This window comes from Streptomyces sp. SCL15-4, from assembly GCF_033366695.1.
Lineage (GTDB): Bacteria > Actinomycetota > Actinomycetes > Streptomycetales > Streptomycetaceae > Streptomyces.
The window spans coordinates 3,276,529-3,293,848 of the sequence record NZ_JAOBTQ010000001.1 but is presented as its reverse complement, the minus strand read 5'-3'; the positions used below and the strand labels follow the sequence as shown (position 1 = coordinate 3,293,848).

Annotated in this window: 15 protein-coding genes; 5 read left to right on the top strand and 10 right to left on the bottom strand. The window is 72.0% G+C overall.

Translation table 11 applies throughout. The annotated features are described in order from the left end of the window. Positions 1 to 101: 101 nt before the first annotated feature. Positions 102 to 356 carry a hypothetical protein gene (locus SCK26_RS14040; protein WP_318201656.1) on the bottom strand — a complete coding sequence of 85 codons (255 nt, stop codon included), beginning with the start codon at positions 354 to 356 and terminating at the stop codon, positions 102 to 104. After that, positions 353 to 1,264 (bottom strand): SPFH domain-containing protein, encoded by a 912-nt coding sequence (locus SCK26_RS14035; protein ID WP_318201655.1) that lies wholly within the window; start codon positions 1,262 to 1,264, stop codon positions 353 to 355. The genes SCK26_RS14040 and SCK26_RS14035 overlap by 4 nt, the downstream gene beginning before the upstream one ends. Positions 1,265 to 1,477: 213 nt before the next feature. Between SCK26_RS14035 and SCK26_RS14030 the strand changes: the two genes are divergently transcribed. Further along, positions 1,478 to 3,805 (top strand): transglycosylase domain-containing protein, encoded by a 2,328-nt coding sequence (locus SCK26_RS14030; RefSeq protein WP_318201654.1) that lies wholly within the window; start codon positions 1,478 to 1,480, stop codon positions 3,803 to 3,805. Between the two features lie 77 nt (positions 3,806 to 3,882). On the opposite strand, the gene SCK26_RS14025 is transcribed toward SCK26_RS14030, so the two are convergent. The 3 genes from SCK26_RS14025 to SCK26_RS14015 form a co-directional block, all read right to left on the bottom strand. Beyond that, on the bottom strand, positions 3,883 to 5,985 hold the full coding sequence (locus SCK26_RS14025) for a SpoIIE family protein phosphatase (RefSeq protein WP_318201653.1): 2,103 nt from the start codon (positions 5,983 to 5,985) through the stop codon (positions 3,883 to 3,885). Between the two features lie 268 nt (positions 5,986 to 6,253). Beyond that, entirely contained in the window at positions 6,254 to 6,943 is a 690-nt protein-coding gene (locus tag SCK26_RS14020) for a DUF402 domain-containing protein (RefSeq protein WP_318201652.1), read from the bottom strand. Positions 6,944 to 7,027: 84 nt separating this feature from the next. Next, positions 7,028 to 8,425 carry a class II fumarate hydratase gene (locus SCK26_RS14015; protein WP_318201651.1) on the bottom strand — a complete coding sequence of 466 codons (1,398 nt, stop codon included), beginning with the start codon at positions 8,423 to 8,425 and terminating at the stop codon, positions 7,028 to 7,030. 102 nt (positions 8,426 to 8,527) lie between these two features. Here SCK26_RS14015 and SCK26_RS14010 point away from each other — a divergent pair, with 102 nt between their 5' ends. Continuing rightward, positions 8,528 to 10,051 carry a ricin-type beta-trefoil lectin domain protein gene (locus tag SCK26_RS14010; RefSeq protein WP_318201650.1) on the top strand — a complete coding sequence of 508 codons (1,524 nt, stop codon included), beginning with the start codon at positions 8,528 to 8,530 and terminating at the stop codon, positions 10,049 to 10,051. A gap of 57 nt (positions 10,052 to 10,108) precedes the next feature. Here SCK26_RS14010 and SCK26_RS14005 read toward each other — a convergent pair whose 3' ends face one another. Next, entirely contained in the window at positions 10,109 to 11,779 is a 1,671-nt protein-coding gene (locus tag SCK26_RS14005; protein ID WP_318201649.1) for a fumarate hydratase, read from the bottom strand. A 146-nt stretch (positions 11,780 to 11,925) separates the two neighbouring features. Here SCK26_RS14005 and SCK26_RS14000 point away from each other — a divergent pair, with 146 nt between their 5' ends. Both SCK26_RS14000 and SCK26_RS13995 read left to right on the top strand, forming a co-directional pair. Further along, the gene (locus SCK26_RS14000) at positions 11,926 to 12,615 is read left to right on the top strand and encodes a DUF1707 domain-containing protein (RefSeq protein WP_318201648.1); all 690 of its coding nucleotides are present in this window, start codon (positions 11,926 to 11,928) and stop codon (positions 12,613 to 12,615) included. 175 nt (positions 12,616 to 12,790) lie between these two features. After that, on the top strand, positions 12,791 to 13,165 hold the full coding sequence (locus SCK26_RS13995) for a WhiB family transcriptional regulator (RefSeq protein WP_318201647.1): 375 nt from the start codon (positions 12,791 to 12,793) through the stop codon (positions 13,163 to 13,165). A gap of 81 nt (positions 13,166 to 13,246) precedes the next feature. Here SCK26_RS13995 and glpX read toward each other — a convergent pair whose 3' ends face one another. After that, entirely contained in the window at positions 13,247 to 14,281 is a 1,035-nt protein-coding gene (gene glpX, locus SCK26_RS13990; protein ID WP_318201646.1) for a class II fructose-bisphosphatase, read from the bottom strand. A gap of 127 nt (positions 14,282 to 14,408) precedes the next feature. Here glpX and SCK26_RS13985 point away from each other — a divergent pair, with 127 nt between their 5' ends. Continuing rightward, positions 14,409 to 14,939 carry a DUF4245 domain-containing protein gene (locus SCK26_RS13985; protein ID WP_318201645.1) on the top strand — a complete coding sequence of 177 codons (531 nt, stop codon included), beginning with the start codon at positions 14,409 to 14,411 and terminating at the stop codon, positions 14,937 to 14,939. A 72-nt stretch (positions 14,940 to 15,011) separates the two neighbouring features. Here SCK26_RS13985 and SCK26_RS13980 read toward each other — a convergent pair whose 3' ends face one another. From SCK26_RS13980 to xseA, 3 genes are all read right to left on the bottom strand, one after another. Next, positions 15,012 to 15,602, bottom strand: a complete 591-nt coding sequence (locus tag SCK26_RS13980) for a malonic semialdehyde reductase (RefSeq protein ID WP_318201644.1) — start codon at positions 15,600 to 15,602, stop codon at positions 15,012 to 15,014. A 142-nt stretch (positions 15,603 to 15,744) separates the two neighbouring features. After that, entirely contained in the window at positions 15,745 to 15,975 is a 231-nt protein-coding gene (locus SCK26_RS13975; protein WP_318201643.1) for an exodeoxyribonuclease VII small subunit, read from the bottom strand. After that, positions 15,972 to 17,180 (bottom strand): exodeoxyribonuclease VII large subunit, encoded by a 1,209-nt coding sequence (gene xseA / locus SCK26_RS13970; RefSeq protein ID WP_318201642.1) that lies wholly within the window; start codon positions 17,178 to 17,180, stop codon positions 15,972 to 15,974. Before xseA ends, SCK26_RS13975 begins: the two co-directional genes overlap by 4 nt. Positions 17,181 to 17,320: the final 140 nt, after the last annotated feature.

The window sequence follows — 17,320 nt, the reverse complement described above, 5'->3', positions numbered from 1 at the left end:
GGGCGGGGTGTGTCGGTGCAGGTGGGGCGCCTTTGTCAGGGTTCGGTAACAGCCGGAGCGCGCGTACGGCGACGGCCGGGCCCCTCGTGGAGGGGTCCGGCTCAGGACGGCGGCGGAGTGCCCGGCTCCCGGTCGCCGGGCGGCCGGCCGCGGCGCGGCAGCGGGCCGGCGTCACGCGGCAGCCGGCCGGCCTCCGCGAGGGCGCGCCGCAGCAGGAACTCGATCTGCGCGTTCGCCGACCGCAGCTCGTCCCCGGCCCAGCGGGCCAGTGCCTCGTACACCGACGGGTCCAGCCGCAGCAGCACCTGCTTGCGCTGCCGCGGCCGGTCCCGAGGGGTCTGCGACGGGTCGGTCACTGGTAGAGGGTTCCGGTGTTCAGGACCGGCTGCGGTGCGCGGTCCCCGCACAGCACCACCATCAGGTTCGACACCATCGCCGCCTTCCGCTCCTCGTCCAGGTCCACGATGTCCGCCTCCGCTATCCGGGCCAGCGCCGCCTCCACCATGCCCACGGCGCCGTCCACGATCTGCCGCCGGGCCGCGACGACCGCGCCCGCCTGCTGCCGCTGGAGCATCGCCGAGGCGATCTCGGGAGCGTACGCGAGATGCGTGAACCGCGACTCGACGATCTCCACTCCGGCCGCCTCCACCCGCGCCTGGAGTTCGCGGGCCAGCTTCTCGGTGATCTCCTCGGCGTTGCCGCGCAGTGAGAGGCCGTCCTCGTCGTGGGCGTCGTAGGGGTACTCGATGGCGATGTGCCGTACGGCCGTCTCGGTCTGCGTGGCGACGAACTCGGCGAAGTCGTCGACCTCGAAGGTGGCCTGCGCGGTGTCCCGCACCTTCCACACCACGACCGCGGCCAGCTCGATCGGGTTGCCGTAGGCGTCGTTGACCTTCAGCACGGCGGTCTCGTGGTTGCGTACCCGGGTGGAGATCCGGGTCCGGGAGGTGAAGGGGTTCACCCAGCGCAGTCCGTCCTGCCGGATCGTGCCCCGGTAGCGCCCGAAGAGCTGGACCACCCGGGCCTCGCCCGGCGCGACCGTGTTCAGGCCGCGCATCGCGATGAGGGCCGCGAGCAGCACGACGACGCCGGCCGCGACGAGCCCGCCCCGCACGGCGGGCGAGGAGGTGGCACCGGCGGAGGCGAACAGCGCGGCCGCTGCGCCGAGCCCGAGCAGGCCGAGCAGCAGGGCGAGCCCGCCGCCGATGCTGTGTGCCTGGAACTCGCGTACGCGCGGAGCGGGCATCTCGGGTATGTCGGACATGGGTGACCCCCGGTTCGTCGTCCTCTGGAACTATCTAGCTAAGTGATAGCACTTTTTCGATGCGGGCAACCCTGTGCCACTCCCGAACGTCGGTTCCCTAGGGGCGGGTGCTGATTGTCACGTCCGCAAAAGACCGGATCGGACGCCCTTTGTCATATAGGCGGGTGTTAGCTTTCGGAGCTGACCCCGAGACGGAAGCGAGCGTAGGGACCCATGGGACGAGCGGAAGAGAGACGAGCGCGACAGCGTGGTGGTCACCGCGCGGCGCCCCAGCGCCGCCGCTCCGAACCCGCGGCGGCCGGCAAGCCCGCGAAGAGCCTCCTGCGCCGCATGTTCACCTGGAAGAAGATCCTCGGCACCGTCTTCGGGGTGTGCCTGCTGGCCATCCTCGGCTTCGTCGGCCTGTACCTGTACGTCGACATCCCCGAGGGCAACGCCGCCGCCCGGCAGCAGAGCAACGTCTACAAGTTCAGCGACGGAACGGTGCTGGCCCGCAGCGGCAAGGTCAACCGCGAGATCGTCGACCTGTCCAAGGTGCCCCGCAAGGTCCAGCTGACCTTCGTCGCCGCCGAGAACAAGAGCTTCTACAGCGACTCCGGCGTCGACTTCAAGGGCACCGCCCGCGGCCTGCTCAACACGCTGCGCGGCAGGGGCAAGCAGGGCGGCTCCACGATCACCCAGCAGTACGTCAAGAACTACTACCTCAACCAGGACCAGACCGTCACGCGCAAGCTCAAGGAACTGGTCATCTCCTTGAAGGTGGACCGCGAGAAGTCCAAGGACGACATCCTCGCCGGCTACATCAACACCAGCTACTACGGCCGCAGCGCCTACGGCATCCAGGCCGCCGCCCAGGCCTACTTCGGCGTCGACGCCGAGGACCTCACGGTGGAGCAGGGCGCCTATCTCGCCGCGCTGCTCCAGGCGCCGAGCCAGTACGACTGGGCCGTCGCGACCGACACCGGCAAGCGGCTGGTCACCGAGCGCTGGAACTACGTCCTGGACAACATGGTCGAGGAGGACTGGCTCTCCAAGGCCCGGCGCACGGCCATGCACTTCCCGAAGATCAAGGAGCCCAAGGGCGCTCCCGGGCTCGACGGGCAGAAGGGCTATCTGGTCGAGCTGGCCAACCAGCAGCTCGAACAGCGGCTCATGGAGCAGGAGGGCCTGACCCAGTCGCAGGCGGAGAACGCGGTCATGGGGAAGGGCTGGACCATCACCCTCAACATCGACCGCAAGAAGCAGGCCGCGCTGGAGAAGGCCGTCCGCCACGAGCTGACCGGCAAGCTCAACAAGACCAAGCGCAAGGTCGACGGCGACATCCAGCCCGGCGCCGTCTCCGTGGACCCGGATTCCGGCAAGATCGTCGCGCTCTACGGCGGCCAGAACTACTACGAGCACTGGACGAGCAACGCCACCCGCAGGGACTACCAGCCGGCCTCCACCTTCAAGCCGGTCATCCTCGCCGCCGCGCTGGAGCGCGAGGCCACCACGCAGGACGGCAAGCCCATCACCGCCGACACCGTCTACGACGGCAGCAACCGGCGCCCGGTGCTGGACCACGGCCGCCCGGTCGGCTTCGCCCCGCCCAACGAGGACGACGTCGACTACGGCCCGATCACCGTCCAGCAGGCGATGAACAAGTCCGTCAACTCCGTCTTCGCGCAGATGGGCGTGGACGTCGGCATGGACAAGGTCATGAGCACCGCGAGCAGCCTCGGCATGAACACCAAGGGCATGCAGGCGGTGCCCGCCCAGACGCTCGGCTCGATGGGCGCGAGCCCGCTGGAGATGGCCGGCATCTACGCCACCTTCGCCAACCACGGCCACAAGGTGACCCCGGCCATCATCAAGTCCGCGGAGAACCAGGGCCGCACGGTGGACCTGCCGGACCCGGTCGGCGGCTCGGTGATCAGCCGCACGGCCGCCGACACGGTCACCTCGGTGCTCACCGGCGTGGTGGACGACGGCACGGCCAGCCGGTCCGTGGCCGCCAACCCGCTGCGCGACGGCCAGCAGGTGGCGGGCAAGACCGGTACCTCCGACGAGAACAAGTCCGCCTGGTTCACCGGCTACACCCCCGACCTGGTCACCTCCGTCGGCCTGTTCGGCGAGGACCCGAAGACCCACAAGCACGTGTCCATGACGGGCGCCACCGGACTGCTGCCGGCGCCCGGCCGGATCAACGGCGGCGGCTACCCGGCGGAGATCTGGGCCGCCTACACCTTCGGCGTGACCGACCGGTCCGAGTTCGAGCTGGACACCACCCAGGGCGCCGCCGTCGCGCCGACCGAGACGCCGACCAGCGAGGCGCCGACGCCCTCCCGGACGCCGTCGCACACGCCGACCAGCGAGCCGCCGACCTCCTCCGCGCCGCCGTCGCGGACGCCGTCCCAGACGCCGAGCCACACGCAGACGCCGTCCCACACGCCGTCGCAGACGCCGTCCACGACGCCGACCAGCGAGCCGCCGACGGAGCCCGCCACCGAGGACCCGCTCGACCCGGACGACGACTTCGGGCAGGAGTGGCGCACCGGCTGACGCACGCGGGGCACAACGCGAGGGGGGCGCCCGGAGAATTCCGGGCGCCCCCCTCGCGTTGTGCCGTCCTCGACGGCTCAGCGGTTCAGCTCGAACCAGACCACCTTGCCGGTGCTCAGCCGGGTCGCGCCCCAGCGCCGGGCCAGCTTGTTGACCAGGTACAGGCCGCGCCCGCCCTCGTCGGTGGCCCGGGCCTGCCTGAGGCGCGGCAGCTGCGGCACGTCGTCGCCGACCTCGCAGCGCAGCACGTCCGTGCGCAGCAGCCGCAGCGTCACCGGCCGCGACGCGTACCGCACCGCGTTCGTCACGACCTCGCTGACCAGCAGCTCCACCGAGTCCGACAGGTCCTCCAGGTCCCAGCGGGCGAGCGCGCGGCGGGCCAGCCGGCGGGCCTGGCCGGGGGCCGTGCGCTCCGGTTCCAGCGTCCAGTACGCGACATCGCTCGGCGCGATCCCGTCGAACCGGGCGGCGAGCAGCGCGATGTCGTCGTCCCGGTCGCCCGGGCCGAGCATGTCCAGCACCTCGTCGCACAGCGCTTCCAGCGGCGGCGGATGGTCCGGCCCGGTCAGCCGCGCGGTCGCGGCCAGCCGCTCGCGCAGCTGCTCTATACCGGTCCACACGTCCCGCAGCCGGGACTCCACCAGCCCGTCGGTGTACAGCAGCAGGGTCGCTCCGGCGGGCGCGTCCAGCTCCACCGCCTCGAAGTCCACCCCGCCGACCCCGATCGGCGCGCCCGGCGGCACCCGCAGCACCTCGGCCCGGCCGCCCAGGTGCAGCAGCACGGGCGGCGGATGACCGGCGTTGGCGATCGTGATGCGGTGCGTCACCGGGTCGTAGACCGCGTACAGACAGGTCGCCATGCGGTCGGTGCCCAGGCGCTGCGCCTGCTCGTCCAGGTGGTGCAGCACCTCCTGCGGCGGCAGGTCGAGCCCGGCCAGCGTCTGCGCGGTGGTGCGCAGCTGGCCCATGATCGCCGCCGAGGTCATCGAGTGGCCCATCACGTCGCCGACGACCAGGGCGACCCGGCTGCCGGGCAGCGGGATCGCGTCGTACCAGTCGCCGCCGACCCGCGCCGTCTCCGCCGCCGGCAGATACCGCGAGGCCAGCCGGACACCGGTGGGCCGGGGCAGGGTCTCGGGCAGCATGGTGCGCTGCAACTCGTCGGCGATGTACGCCTCCCGGCCGTACAGCACCGCCTTGTCGATGCCGAGCGCGCTGTGCGTGGCCAGCTGGGCGGCCACCAGGAGGTCGTCCGCCTCGAACGCCGGCTGGTCCGGGCGGCGCAGGAACAGCGCCGCGCCGATCACCCGGCGCCGGCCGCGCAGCGGCGCGAGGATCGCGTGCTGCCCGTCCGGTACGACCGCCTCGCCGCTCTCGCCGAGCAGTTCGGGCAGCGCGGCCCGGGCGGCGGGCGCGTCGGCGAACACCGGGCGCACTCCGCGCAGCACCTCGTTCAGCGCGCCGCCCGGCCGCACCTCGCACAGCTCGGTGGTCAGCGCCGACAGGTCCGCCAGCACGGACGGCTCCGGCTCCGGCTCGAACGCCGACGGCAGCAGCACCCCGTCGGTGTCCCGCTCGTCCGGTATCCGGTCGGTACGGCGCAGCCGCAGCACCACCGGGCCGGTGGGCCGCTCGTCGCCGACCGGCAGCGGATCGCGCAGATAGACCAGGATCGCGTCCGAGAACGTCGGCACGGTGGCCCGGCACAGACCCATCACGATCTCGTCCAGGTCGAGCCCGCGGGCGATGCGCCGGGTGGCCGCCCCCACGAACCTGAGCCGGTCCCCGTCGCGCCGCATCGGCATCGGCCGCCCCGGGAGCACCGCCCGCCCGGTACGGCGCTCCGGACCGTCCGGCGCGCGCTCCTGGCCCGCCCCGGGCTGCGCCGGGATGCCGTCCGGCGCGGGCCGCGGGCGCAGCGCGCCGGGTTCGGTGATGGCGGGCTGGGAGTGTTCGGGGCCGCCCACCGGGTGCTCCTTCCCCATGCCGTCCTTTCCCTTGCCACGGGACGTGGCCGTGCCGGGCCCGGCGGACGTGGTGTCGGCACGGGCCTGCGCGGGTAAGGCCGGGTCGCCGAGCTGCCGCGCGGACTGCTCCGGGGCACGCAGGGGCACCCCGCGGGCCTCCGCGGGGTCGGCGCCCGGCTGGGGGCGCTCGATGGAGGTGGGCTGCTCCGTCACGCGTGTCGCATCCGTCCGTCCGGGGCTGCGCGCCGGATGCGCCGGGCGCGCAGTTGGTCCCGCCGAAGTCCCGATACCCGCAATACGTGCCCAGGGAACGGAATTCCCGCGGGGCCGGCTTTCGTGGTGGTGCCCTGGTACCCCTCGCTCACGTCCTGCCGTCCCTCGGTGACGATCGGTCAGCCCCGGCGCATGCTCCGGTAGTTGCGTTCACGCGCCCTTGCGGAGGACGATCCTACGTTTCTTGCCCGGGGGCGCATCAAGGGTCTCATGAGGACACATGCGCGGGCGTGCGGTCCCAGTCCTCGGGTAGAGAAGGTACCGCCCAGGAGGGGTCCGGGCGCCAGTCCTGCCAGCCGTCCGGGAACGGCGGGCCCCACGCGCGGATCACGTCCACCGCCTGACGGCCCGCCGCCCGCACCCGTTCGGCGGTCGCCGGGTCCATCAGGCCGTCCCGCTGGGCCTGGGCGAACTCGTCCTCGTCGCGCCAGTGCCACCTGCGGTCGGGACCGACGGTGATGTCCAGGAAGTGGTCCTCGGAGTCCACTCCGCCCGCCCAACGGGCCAGCGGCTCCTCCAGGTTGACGTACCAGTTCTTGAACCGCCAGCCCGGCTCCCAGAACAGCCACACCGACCAGGGCCGGCCGGGCTGGGCCAGCTTCAGCACGCCCGTGCCGAACCAGCGGTCCCGCCGGACCGTGCGCGGCTTGGTGTAGCGGGACTCCAGCGGCTCCAGGTGCACGGGTGTGCCGTCGGCCAGGACCGGTCGCACGCACTCGGTGCCGGGGGCCAGCCACACCGCCAGCAGGTCGGCGTCGTCGCGTACGACGGTGACGGGCCGGGCGATGTGGAACTGCTCGCCCCCGTTCGCCCGGTAGCGCCACAGGATGTGCGTTCCCGGGGTCCAGCGCGTCACCGCTCCCGCCGCCGCTCGTGCCATCGCTCCGTCGTCCGTCATGGACAGATTTTAGGTGCCCGCGGCATACGACGCTGCGGTGCACGTCACGGCCGCCCCGGGTGGCCGGAAACGTTCGCCCGCGGGCTACGGGCGGGTCATCCGCAGGACGTCCAGCGCCTCGTCGAGCTGCTGGAGCGTCAGGTCGCCGCGCTCCACGTACCCGCTCTCCAGGACGACTTCGCGGATCGTCCTGCGTTCGGCGAGGGACTTCTTGGCGACCTTCGCGGCCTCCTCGTAACCGATGTACTTGTTCAGCGGCGTGACCACGGACGGGGACGACTCGGCGTACTCGCGGGCGCGTTCACGGTCGGCGGTGATGCCGTCGATCGTCCGGTCGGCCAGCAGCCGGGAGACGTTGGCGAGCAGCCGGACCGACTCCAGGACGTTCTTGGCGAGGACCGGGAGCATGACGTTCAGCTCGAAGTTGCCCGCGGCGCCGGCCGTGGTGATGGTGGCATCGTTGCCGATGACCTGCGCGGCGACCATCAGCACGGCCTCGGGGACGACCGGGTTGACCTTGCCCGGCATGATCGAGGAGCCGGGCTGGAGGTCGGGCAGCCGGATCTCGGCGAGACCGGTGCGCGGGCCGGAGGACATCCAGCGCAGATCGTTGGCGATCTTCGTCAGGCCGACCGCGATGGTCCGCAGCTGCCCGCTGGTCTCCACGATGCCGTCGCGGGCGCCCTGGGCCTCGAAGTGGTCGCGGGCCTCGGTGAACGGCAGCCCGGTGACCCGGGCGACCTCCTCGATGACGGCGGCGGAGAACCCGGGCGGGGTGTTGATGCCGGTGCCCACCGCCGTGCCGCCCAGCGGCAGCTCGGCCAGGCGCGGCAGGGACGCCTTCAGGCGCTCGACGCCGTGCCGCATCTGGGCCGCGTATCCGCCGAACTCCTGGCCGAGGGTCACGGGGGTGGCGTCCATCAGGTGGGTCCGGCCGGACTTCACCACGTCGGCGAACTCGGCGGACTTGCGCTCCAGTGCCTCGGCCAGGTGCTCCAGCGCGGGGATCAGGTCGTGGGTGACGGCCGCGGTGGCCGCGACGTGGATCGAGGACGGGAAGACGTCGTTGGACGACTGCGAGGCGTTGACGTGGTCGTTGGGGTGCACGTCGCGGCCGAGCCGCTCGGTGGCCAGCGTCGCGATGACCTCGTTGGCGTTCATGTTGGACGAGGTGCCGGAGCCGGTCTGGAACACGTCCACCGGGAAGTGCTCGTCCCAGGTGCCGGCGGCGACCTCCCCGGCCGCCTCCCGGATCGCCCGCGCGACGTCCTCGTCCACCACGCCCAGCTCGGCGTTCACCTTCGCCGCCGCCGCCTTGATGCGGGCCAGGGCCTCGATGTGGGCCCGTTCGAGGCGCTGTCCGGAGACGGGGAAGTTCTCGACGGCGCGCTGGGTCTGCGCGCGCCACTTGGCGTGGGCCGGGACCCGGACCTCGCCCATCGAGTCGTGCTCGATCCGGTACTGCGGCTCTTCGGTCGTCATCGTCGTACCTCCGAAAACATGAGCACGTGTCGCGTCACGCCTATTCCCCATCCGGCTACCCGCCAGTACATACCGGAGGTGACACCTGATTCGGGAGGCTTCATGCAACGCGCCGGATCCATCCGGTCCAGGATCGGAGGCACGGCCGCCGCTGTCGCGACGGCCGCCACCGTGTTCGCGGGCCTCACGGCCCCCACCGCCCACGCGACTCCCGCCGCCGCGGCGGCCACCCCTCTCCCGCCCGGCCTGGAACGGCTGCGGGCCGCCGAGTCCACCGCCCTCTACGGAGACCCGGCCGAGCGGCCCCTCGCCGACCGCAAGACCTCGCTCGTCTCCTTGGGCGACAGCGAGATATCCGGCGAGGGCGTCGGCACCTACGAAGCCGGCACCGACGGCCCGGACAACTGGTGCCACCGCTCGCCCCTGGCCGCCGTCCACCGCACCGGCATCCCGGCCGACGTCACCTACAACGTCGCCTGCTCCGGCGCCTCCACCGGCAACATCCGCATCGGCGGCAGCAGGCAGTACGCCGACGAACCGGTCCAGAGCGACAGCCTCGCCGTCAAGGCGCGCACCACCCGGATCAAGATGATCGTCCTCGTCGCCGGCGCCAACGACGACCTCCGGTTCGGGCCCGTGATGACCGACTGCGTCACCCGCTACCTGACCCTCCAGGGCGCCTGCGAGCCGAAGTACGCGCCCGGCTGGCAGGCCCGGGTGGACGCCCTCGTACCCAAGGTGGAGGCCACCGTCGCCGACCTCAAGACGGTGATGCGGGACGCGGGCTACGCCGACGGCGACTACAGACTCGTCCTCATGGGCTACCCGAGTCCCATCGGCCCCGACTTCCACGACAACCCGGGCTTCCCGGGCAAGCTCCCGGGCGGCTGCGCCGGCTACGACTCCGACAGCGCCTGGGGCCGCGACAGCGCCGTCCCGCTCTTCGAACGCGGCATGCGCGAGGCGGCCCGCCGGAGCGGCGCCTCCTACCTGGACGCCTCCCGGCTCTTCCACGGCCACGAGGTCTGCATGGAGGACACCTGGGCGCGGGGCCTGTACGTCGACCTCGCGGGCCCCTTCCCGCCCGACGCCGACTCGGTGCGCCAGTCCTTCCACCCCAACGCCCGCGGCCACGCCGCCTTCGCCGCCTGTCTGACCCGGTTCCACGACTCCGGGCTGCGCGAGGCAAGCTGCGCCGACCCGGCGGGCACCGGCACGCCCGAGCTGTACCCGGGCGCCTGGGACGACGCGTTCCGCCCGCTGACCGGCCAGGCCACCGGCGCCTGTCTCGACGCCTCGGGCGGATCGAGCGCCGACGGCACCGAGGTCGTCGGCTGGGACTGCCACGGAGGCCGCAACCAGGGCTGGTGGTACGACACCGGGCGGGGCGCGCTGCACGTGGAGCTGACCCACGACCGGTGCCTGGACGTGCCGGACGGCTCCTACACCGCCGGCACCGGCCTGGTCCTGTGGAACTGCCACGGCGGCGCCAACCAGCGGTTCGTCCGCCGGTCCGGCACCATCCGCCCGGCGGCGGCACCGGGCCTGTGCCTGACCCTGACGGCGGCGAAGGAGCGGGCAAGGCTCCAGACCTGCGACGGCTCGGCGGCCCAGCGCTTCAGCTGACCGCAGGCCCGGGGCGGGCACCTTCGTACGATGCCCGCCCCGGGCCCCGCGTGCGGACTAGGCCAGCCCGGGACCCCGTACCGGGATGGTGGTGAACGTCGGCTGGGGCGCCGGGTCCTGGAAGAAGTCGTTGCCCTTGTCGTCCACCACGATGAACGCCGGGAAGTCCTCGACCTCGATCTTCCAGACGGCCTCCATGCCCAGCTCCTCGTACTCCAGGACCTCCACCTTCTTGATGCAGTCCTGGGCCAGGCGGGCGGCCGGGCCGCCGATGGAGCCGAGGTAGAAGCCGCCGTGCGCCGCGCACGCGTCGGTGACCTGCTTGCTGCGGTTGCCCTTGGCGAGCATCACCTTCGAGCCGCCCGCGGCCTGGAACTGCTCCACGTAGGAGTCCATGCGGCCGGCCGTGGTCGGGCCGAAGGAACCGGAGGCGTAGCCCTCGGGCGTCTTGGCCGGGCCGGCGTAGTACACCGGGTGGTCCTTCAGGTACTGCGGCATCTCCTCGCCCGCGTCCAGCCGTTCCTTGATCTTGGCGTGCGCGATGTCCCGGGCCACGACCAGCGGGCCGGTCAGCGACAGCCGGGTCTTGACCGGGTACTTGGTCAGCTCGGCGAGGATCGTGTCCATCGGCTGGTTCAGGTCGATCTTCACCACGTCGGACGACTCGTCCAGGTGCTCGTCCGTGGTCTCGGGCAGGAACCGCGCCGGGTCGGTCTCCAGCTGCTCCAGGAAGACGCCCTCGGGCGTGATCTTCGCCAGCGCCTGGCGGTCGGCGGAGCAGGAGACGGCGATGGCGACCGGGCAGGACGCGCCGTGCCGGGGCAGCCGGACCACGCGGACGTCGTGGCAGAAGTACTTGCCGCCGAACTGCGCGCCGATGCCGATCTTCTGCGTCAGCTCGAAGACCTTCTCCTCCAGCTCCTTGTCCCGGAAGCCGTGGCCGAGCGGCGAGCCCTCGGCGGGCATGTTGTCCAGGTAGTGCGCGGAGGCGTACTTCGCGGTCTTCAGCGCGAACTCGGCGCTGGTGCCGCCGACGACGATCGCCAGGTGGTACGGCGGGCAGGCGGCCGTACCGAGCGAACGGATCTTCTCCTCCAGGAACTTCATCATGGAGGACTCGTTCAGGACGGCCTTCGTCTCCTGGTACAGGAAGGACTTGTTGGCCGAGCCGCCGCCCTTGGCCATGAACAGGAACTTGTAGGCACCGCCGTCGGTCGCGTACAGCTCGATCTGGGCCGGCAGGTTGGAGCCGGTGTTCTTCTCCTCCCACATGGTGAGCGGAGCCATCTGCGAGTAGCGCAGGTTCAGCCTGGTGTAGGCGTCGAAGATGCCGTGCGAGAGGTGCTTCTCGTCCTCGCCCGCCGTCAGCACGTCCTGCCCGCGCTTGCCCATGACGATCGCGGTGCCGGTGTCCTGGCACATGGGCAGCACGCCGGCCGCCGCGATGTTCGCGTTCTTCAGCAGGTCCAGCGCGACGAACTTGTCGTTCGCCGACGCCTCGGGGTCGTCGATGATCCGGCGCAGCTGCGCGAGGTGGGCCGGGCGCAGATAGTGCTGGATGTCGTGGATGGCCTCCTCGGCCAGCTTGCGCAGCGCCTCCGGCTCCACCTTCAGGAACGTCCGCCCGTCCGGGCCCTCGACGGTGGAGACGCCCTCCGACGTCACCAGCCGGTACGGGGTGGTGTCTTCTCCCTGGGGAAGCAGATCGGTGTACGCGAACTCAGGCATCTCAGCCCATTCCTCACTGTGACGGACGACCGCCCGCCGACGCTGGCGGGCCTCCCCAGCGTAGAACCCCCCGCCGGCCGTGAACCTGTGAGGTGAGGCTCAGTTGGGACTGTCGCGATCTATCGTGTTTTCGGTACGCTGCCGCCGTGGACCTTCACAAGCAGACCGCACCCACGCCCGCGACCGAGCTGCGCGCCTCGGACGCCGACCGCGACCGGGTCGCCGACATCCTCCGCGAGGCCCTGGCCGAGGGCCGGCTGACCGCCGACGAGCACGCCGAGCGCGTGGACGGGGTCCTCAACGCCAAGACGGTGGGCGAGCTGGAGGTCTTCATCCGGGACCTGCCCGCCGCCTACGAACGCCCGGCCGCCCCCGCCTACACCCCCGTGCCGCCCCGCCCCGAGCCGGGCGCCGTCCCGGCGGAGGCCGACGCGAGCGTGGTGGCGGTGTTCAGCAGCGCGATGCGCCGGGGCCGCTGGCGCGCCGGGCGCCGGCTGCACGCGTACGCGGTCTTCGGCAGCGTGGAGATCGACCTCAGCGAGGCGATCTTCGAGTACCAGCAGGTGGTGGTCAAGGCGGTCTCCGTCTTCGGCGACGTCCAGATCCGCGTCCCGGAGAACATCTCGCTGCGCGGCACCGGCGGCGGAGTGCTCGGCAAGTTCGAGGTGAGCCCGCTGGACTCGGTCGACTCCGGTGCGCCGGTGGTCTACGTCGACGGCTGGGCGGTCCTCGGCACCGTGGAGGCGCGGCCCCGGCGCGGCAGGACCGTCTCGGACATCCTGGAGCGCGTCCAGGACAAGGTCGACCGGAAACTGCGCCGGCACCTCGGCCGCTGACGGTCGCGAATCCGCCGGTGACCGGAACGGTCCGGTGCGCCGGCGCCGCCGTGCGCGGGGACGGGAACGAGCCGCCGCGTGCTCGCCGGTGCCAACGCTGTGCATAGGCGCGCGCACAGCGGGTAGGCCTTGCTGCATCGTCTCTCGCTCGCGAAGCCGTCGTCAGGAGTAGACCGTGCTGCAACCGCCGCATTCGTCCCTGCAGGTAGCTGGCGTTCCGGTCCAGCGGGTGCCAGCGCGAGACAGGGACCAAGACGCACCCTGGCACACCGAGGCGGTGTGCCGGCGCGACGAGGCCGGTTTGTTCTTCGCCCCGTCGAAGGAACCCACCGCCGCCCGCCTCTCCCGCGAGGAGGCGGCCAAGCGGGTCTGCGCCCGCTGCCCGGTCATGGTCGAGTGCCGCGAGCACGCCCTGCTCCAGCCCGAGCCCTACGGCGTCTGGGGCGGCCTGACGGCGGCCGAGCGCCGGGTCGTCCTGGCCCGGCGCCGCCGCCGGGACGTGGAGCTGAAGAAGGCGGCGCGGGCGGCGGCGAACCGCATGGCGGGCTGAGACGGACACCGCAGAAGGGGCACCCTCCGCGCACGGAGGGTGCCCCTTCTTCCGGGCCTTCGGCTCTCGGGCTCCTCGGCCCTACTTCGCCCGGTCGAAGTCGATCGCGCTGTAGGCCCGCAGCTTCCTCAGCCGGTGCTCGGAGTCGATCCGGCGGACCGTCCCCGACTTCGACCGCATCACGATGGACTCGGTCAGCGCCGTCTCCGAGCGGTACCGGACCCCGCGCAGCAGCTCGCCGTCGGTGATCCCGGTCGCGACGAAGAAGACGTTCTCGCCGGAGACCAGGTCGTCCGTGGTGAGCACCCGGTCCAGATCGTGCCCGGCGTCGATCGCCCGCTGCCGCTCCTCGTCGTCCTTCGGCCACAGCTTGCCCTGGATGGTCCCGCCCAGGCACTTCACGGCGCAGGCCGAGATGATGCCCTCGGGAGTGCCGCCGATGCCGAGCAGCAGGTCGACGCCGGTGCCCTCGCGCAGCGCGTACACCGAGCCGGCGACATCGCCGTCCGAGATCAGCTTGATGCGCGCGCCGGCCTCCCGGACCTGCCGGATCAGTTCCCCGTGCCGCGGCCGGTCGAGGATGACGACGGTGACGTCCTCCGGCGTGGACCGCTTGGCCTTGGCGATCCGGCGGATGTTCACCGAGACGGGCGCGTTGATGTCGACGAAGTCCGCCGCCTCGGGGCCGGTGACCAGCTTGTCCATGTAGAACACCGCGGACGGGTCGAACATGGCGCCGCGCTCTGCGGCGGCGAGGACGGCGATCGCGTTCGGCATGCCCTTGGCGGTCAGCGTGGTGCCGTCGATCGGGTCGACGGCGATGTCCACCTCGGGACCGGTGCCGTCGCCCACGTGCTCCCCGTTGAAGAGCATCGGGGCCTCGTCCTTCTCGCCCTCGCCGATGACGACCACGCCGTTCATCGACACGGTGGAGACGAGGGTCCGCATGGCGCGCACCGCGGCACCGTCGGCGCCGTTCTTGTCGCCGCGCCCCACCCAGCGGCCCGCGGCCATGGCGGCGGCCTCGGTCACCCGGACCAGTTCCAGGGCGAGGTTGCGGTCGGGGGCCTCCGAGGGAACATCGAGCTCGGACGGCAGGTGATGGTGTTCGGTCATCGGAGCGCACCTTTCTGATACGACGACGGCCGGATGAGGGTCTTGGACCCGACTCTATCGTTAGGCATACAAAATGAGCAGGGGACCCCACGGATGAGCGCTCGGGGCACCTGCGACGATAGGGGGCGTGGCAGGTTCGAACCGCAAGCAGAAGACGGCCCGGGACATGGTGCTCTCCCTGGCCCTGATCGTCGTCGCGTCGCTGGTCGTCTACTTCTTCACCATCCCGCACGACGATCACGCTCCCGACATCAAGCGGGTCGACTACCAGGTCGAACTGCTCACGGCCCGCCGGGCGGCGAGCTATCCGGTGGCCGCGCCCGAGGGCCTGCCGAGTACCTGGAAAGCCACCTCCGTACGCTTCCAGGGCGCGGACTCCGACCGCTGGCACCTCGGCTTCGAGACCCCGGGCGGCCAGTACGCGCAGGTCGAGCAGTCCACCACGCACAAGCGCGCCGACTTCATCGACGACGCGAGCCAGGGCGGCTCGGCCAGCAGGCACACCGAGCGGATCGACGGCCGTACCTGGACCCGCTACACCGGCGGCCGGTACGACGCCCTGGTCCTCAAGGACACTCCCGGCGTCACGACGGTGGTGGCCGGCACCGCTCCCTTCGAGGACCTGACGGCACTGGCGGCGGCGCTGAAGGCGGAGTGACCGCGCGACGGCTCCCGGACGTAGCGAAGAGGCCCCCGGCAGTGCCGGGGGCCTTCGCGTGTCCGGGAGCCGTCAGACGGTGGTGACGACGTCCTCGTAGGCCAGGCGCGGGGAGCGCGGGAACCAGGCGTCCGGGCCCGGCTTGCCGATGTTGACGACCATCAGCGGGGTGTGGTCGTCGTCCAGGAACTCCTTGCGGACGCCCTCGAAGTCCAGGCCGGTCATCGGGCCGGCGGCGAGGCCCGCGGCACGGACGCCGATGATGAAGTACGCGGCCTGGAGCGTGGCGTTCATCGCGGCGGCACCCTCCCGGACCGGACGCTCGCCGAAGAACACGTCCTTGGCCTGCGGGAAGTGCGGGAAGAGGGCCGGCAGCTCCTCGTGGAACTCGTTGTCCGCGGAGAGGATCGCGACCAGCGGGGCGGCGGCGGTCTTGGCCTGGTTGCCCTCGGCCATGAGCCCGACCAGGCGCTCGCGGGCCTCGGCGGAGCGGACCAGGGTGATGCGCAGCGGGCTCTGGTTGAAGGCGGTGGGGCCGTACTTGACCAGGTCGTAGATCGCCTGCACCTGCTCCTCGGTCACCGGCTCGTCGGTGAAGGTGTTGGCGGTACGGGCCTCACGGAACAGCAGGTCCTGGGCGGCGGGGTCAAGAACGAGAGACATGCGTGTACTTCCTGGGGTGCGCGTCCGGTCCGACGGGAGGCCGGACCGGCTGACGCGGACGACCCTACGCCAGTGAGGTTTAACGTTCAACTAAGACGAGGGCGCGGTGAGCCGCCTCACAGCCCCGGTGGCCCGCATGCGCCTACTCGCCGTCCCCCGCGGCCCCGTCCTCCTCCTCGGCCAGCGCCGCGTCCAGCCGGGCCCGCGCCCCCTCCAGCCAGCGCCGGCACACCTTGGCCAGCTCCTCGCCGCGCTCCCACAGCGCCAGGGACTCCTCCAGCGACGTACCGCCCGCCTCCAGCCGCCGTACGACCTCGATCAGCTCGTCCCGGGCCTGCTCGTAGGAGAGCGCCTCGTCCGCCTTGCTCGTCATCCGTCCACCTTCACAGTCAGTTCACCGTCGGCGACGCGGGCCCGCAGCGCCTCGCCCGCCGTCACCTCGGCCGGATCGCGCACCACGTGCCCGTCCGCCCGTTGCAGCACCGCGTAACCGCGCCGCAGCGTCGCCGCGGGGGAGAGGGCCACCACGCGCGCGTGCGTGTGCGCCAGCTCCGAATCCGCGCGGTCCAGCAGATGCCCGAGGGTCCGCCGGCCGCGCTCCAGCAGGGCGAGCACGTGGTCGGCGCGCTCGTCCAGCATCCGGTGCGGATCCTGTATCACCGGCCTGGCCAGGGCGTGCGCCAGACCGCGTTCCTCCCGCTCCACGAACGCGGCCGCGCAGCGCCGCGCCCGGTCCCGCAGCATCCGCACCCGCTCCAGCTCCTCGCCCACGTCGGGTACGACCTTCTTGGCCGCGTCCGTCGGCGTGGAGGCGCGCAGATCGGCGACGTGGTCCAGCAGCGGATTGTCCGGCTCGTGCCCGATCGCGGACACCACGGGCGTACGGCACCCGGCCACCGCGCGCACCAGCTGCTCGTCGGAGAAGGGCAGCAGATCCTCCACGCTGCCACCGCCGCGCGCCACGATGATCACGTCCACCTCGTCCGACGCGTCCAGCTCCTTGACCGCCTGGACGACCTGCGGGACGGCGTGCACGCCCTGCACGGGAACGTTGCGCACCTCGAAACGGACGGCGGGCCAGCGGTGCCGGGCGTTCTCCAGCACGTCGCGCTCCGCGGCCGAGGCCCGGCCGCACACCAGCCCGATCAGCTGCGGCAGGAACGGCAGCGGCTTCTTGCGCTCCGGCGCGAACAGGCCCTCGGCCGCGAGCGACTTCTTCAGCTGCTCCAGCCGCGCCAGCAGCTCACCGACGCCGACGGGCCTTATCTCGGCGGCGCGCAGGGACAGCTGGCCGCGCGGCGCGTACCACTCCGGCTTCGCCAGGACGACGACCCGGGCGCCCTCGCCGACGATGTCCGCGACCGTGTCGAAGACCTGGCGGTAGCAGGTCACGCTGACGGAGATGTCGTACGACGGGTCGCGCAGCGTGAGGAACACGACACCCGCGCCGGGGCGGCGCGACAACTGCGTGATCTGTCCTTCCACCCACACCGCGCCGAGCCGGTCGATCCAGCCCCCGATCAGCCGCGACACCTCGCCTACGGGCAGGGGGGACTCCGGGGACGTGTTCACAGCCATGCGGTCGAGAGTAACGGCCGGTACCGACAGCGGGCGGCCGTGCGCCGTGGGGACGGGTCCGCGCTGCCGGGTGCGGGTGCGGGTGCGGGTGCGGGTGCGGGTGCCGGTGCGAGCGCCGGTGCGTCGTGGTCGCTCGCGTG

Excerpts from the sequence above, each read along its gene's own strand:
- SCK26_RS14035 (WP_318201655.1), bottom strand. The coding sequence starts at position 1,264 with ATGTCCGACATACCCGAGATGCCCGCTCCGCGCGTACGCGAGTTCCAG.
- SCK26_RS14030 (WP_318201654.1), top strand. The coding sequence starts at position 1,478 with ATGGGACGAGCGGAAGAGAGACGAGCGCGACAGCGTGGTGGTCACCGC.
- SCK26_RS14020 (WP_318201652.1), bottom strand. The coding sequence starts at position 6,943 with ATGACGGACGACGGAGCGATGGCACGAGCGGCGGCGGGAGCGGTGACG.
- SCK26_RS14015 (WP_318201651.1), bottom strand. The coding sequence starts at position 8,425 with ATGACGACCGAAGAGCCGCAGTACCGGATCGAGCACGACTCGATGGGC.
- SCK26_RS14010 (WP_318201650.1), top strand. The coding sequence starts at position 8,528 with ATGCAACGCGCCGGATCCATCCGGTCCAGGATCGGAGGCACGGCCGCC.
- SCK26_RS14005 (WP_318201649.1), bottom strand. The coding sequence starts at position 11,779 with ATGCCTGAGTTCGCGTACACCGATCTGCTTCCCCAGGGAGAAGACACC.
- glpX (WP_318201646.1), bottom strand. The coding sequence starts at position 14,281 with ATGACCGAACACCATCACCTGCCGTCCGAGCTCGATGTTCCCTCGGAG.
- SCK26_RS13980 (WP_318201644.1), bottom strand. The coding sequence starts at position 15,602 with ATGTCTCTCGTTCTTGACCCCGCCGCCCAGGACCTGCTGTTCCGTGAG.
- SCK26_RS13975 (WP_318201643.1), bottom strand. The coding sequence starts at position 15,975 with ATGACGAGCAAGGCGGACGAGGCGCTCTCCTACGAGCAGGCCCGGGAC.
- xseA (WP_318201642.1), bottom strand. The coding sequence starts at position 17,180 with ATGGCTGTGAACACGTCCCCGGAGTCCCCCCTGCCCGTAGGCGAGGTG.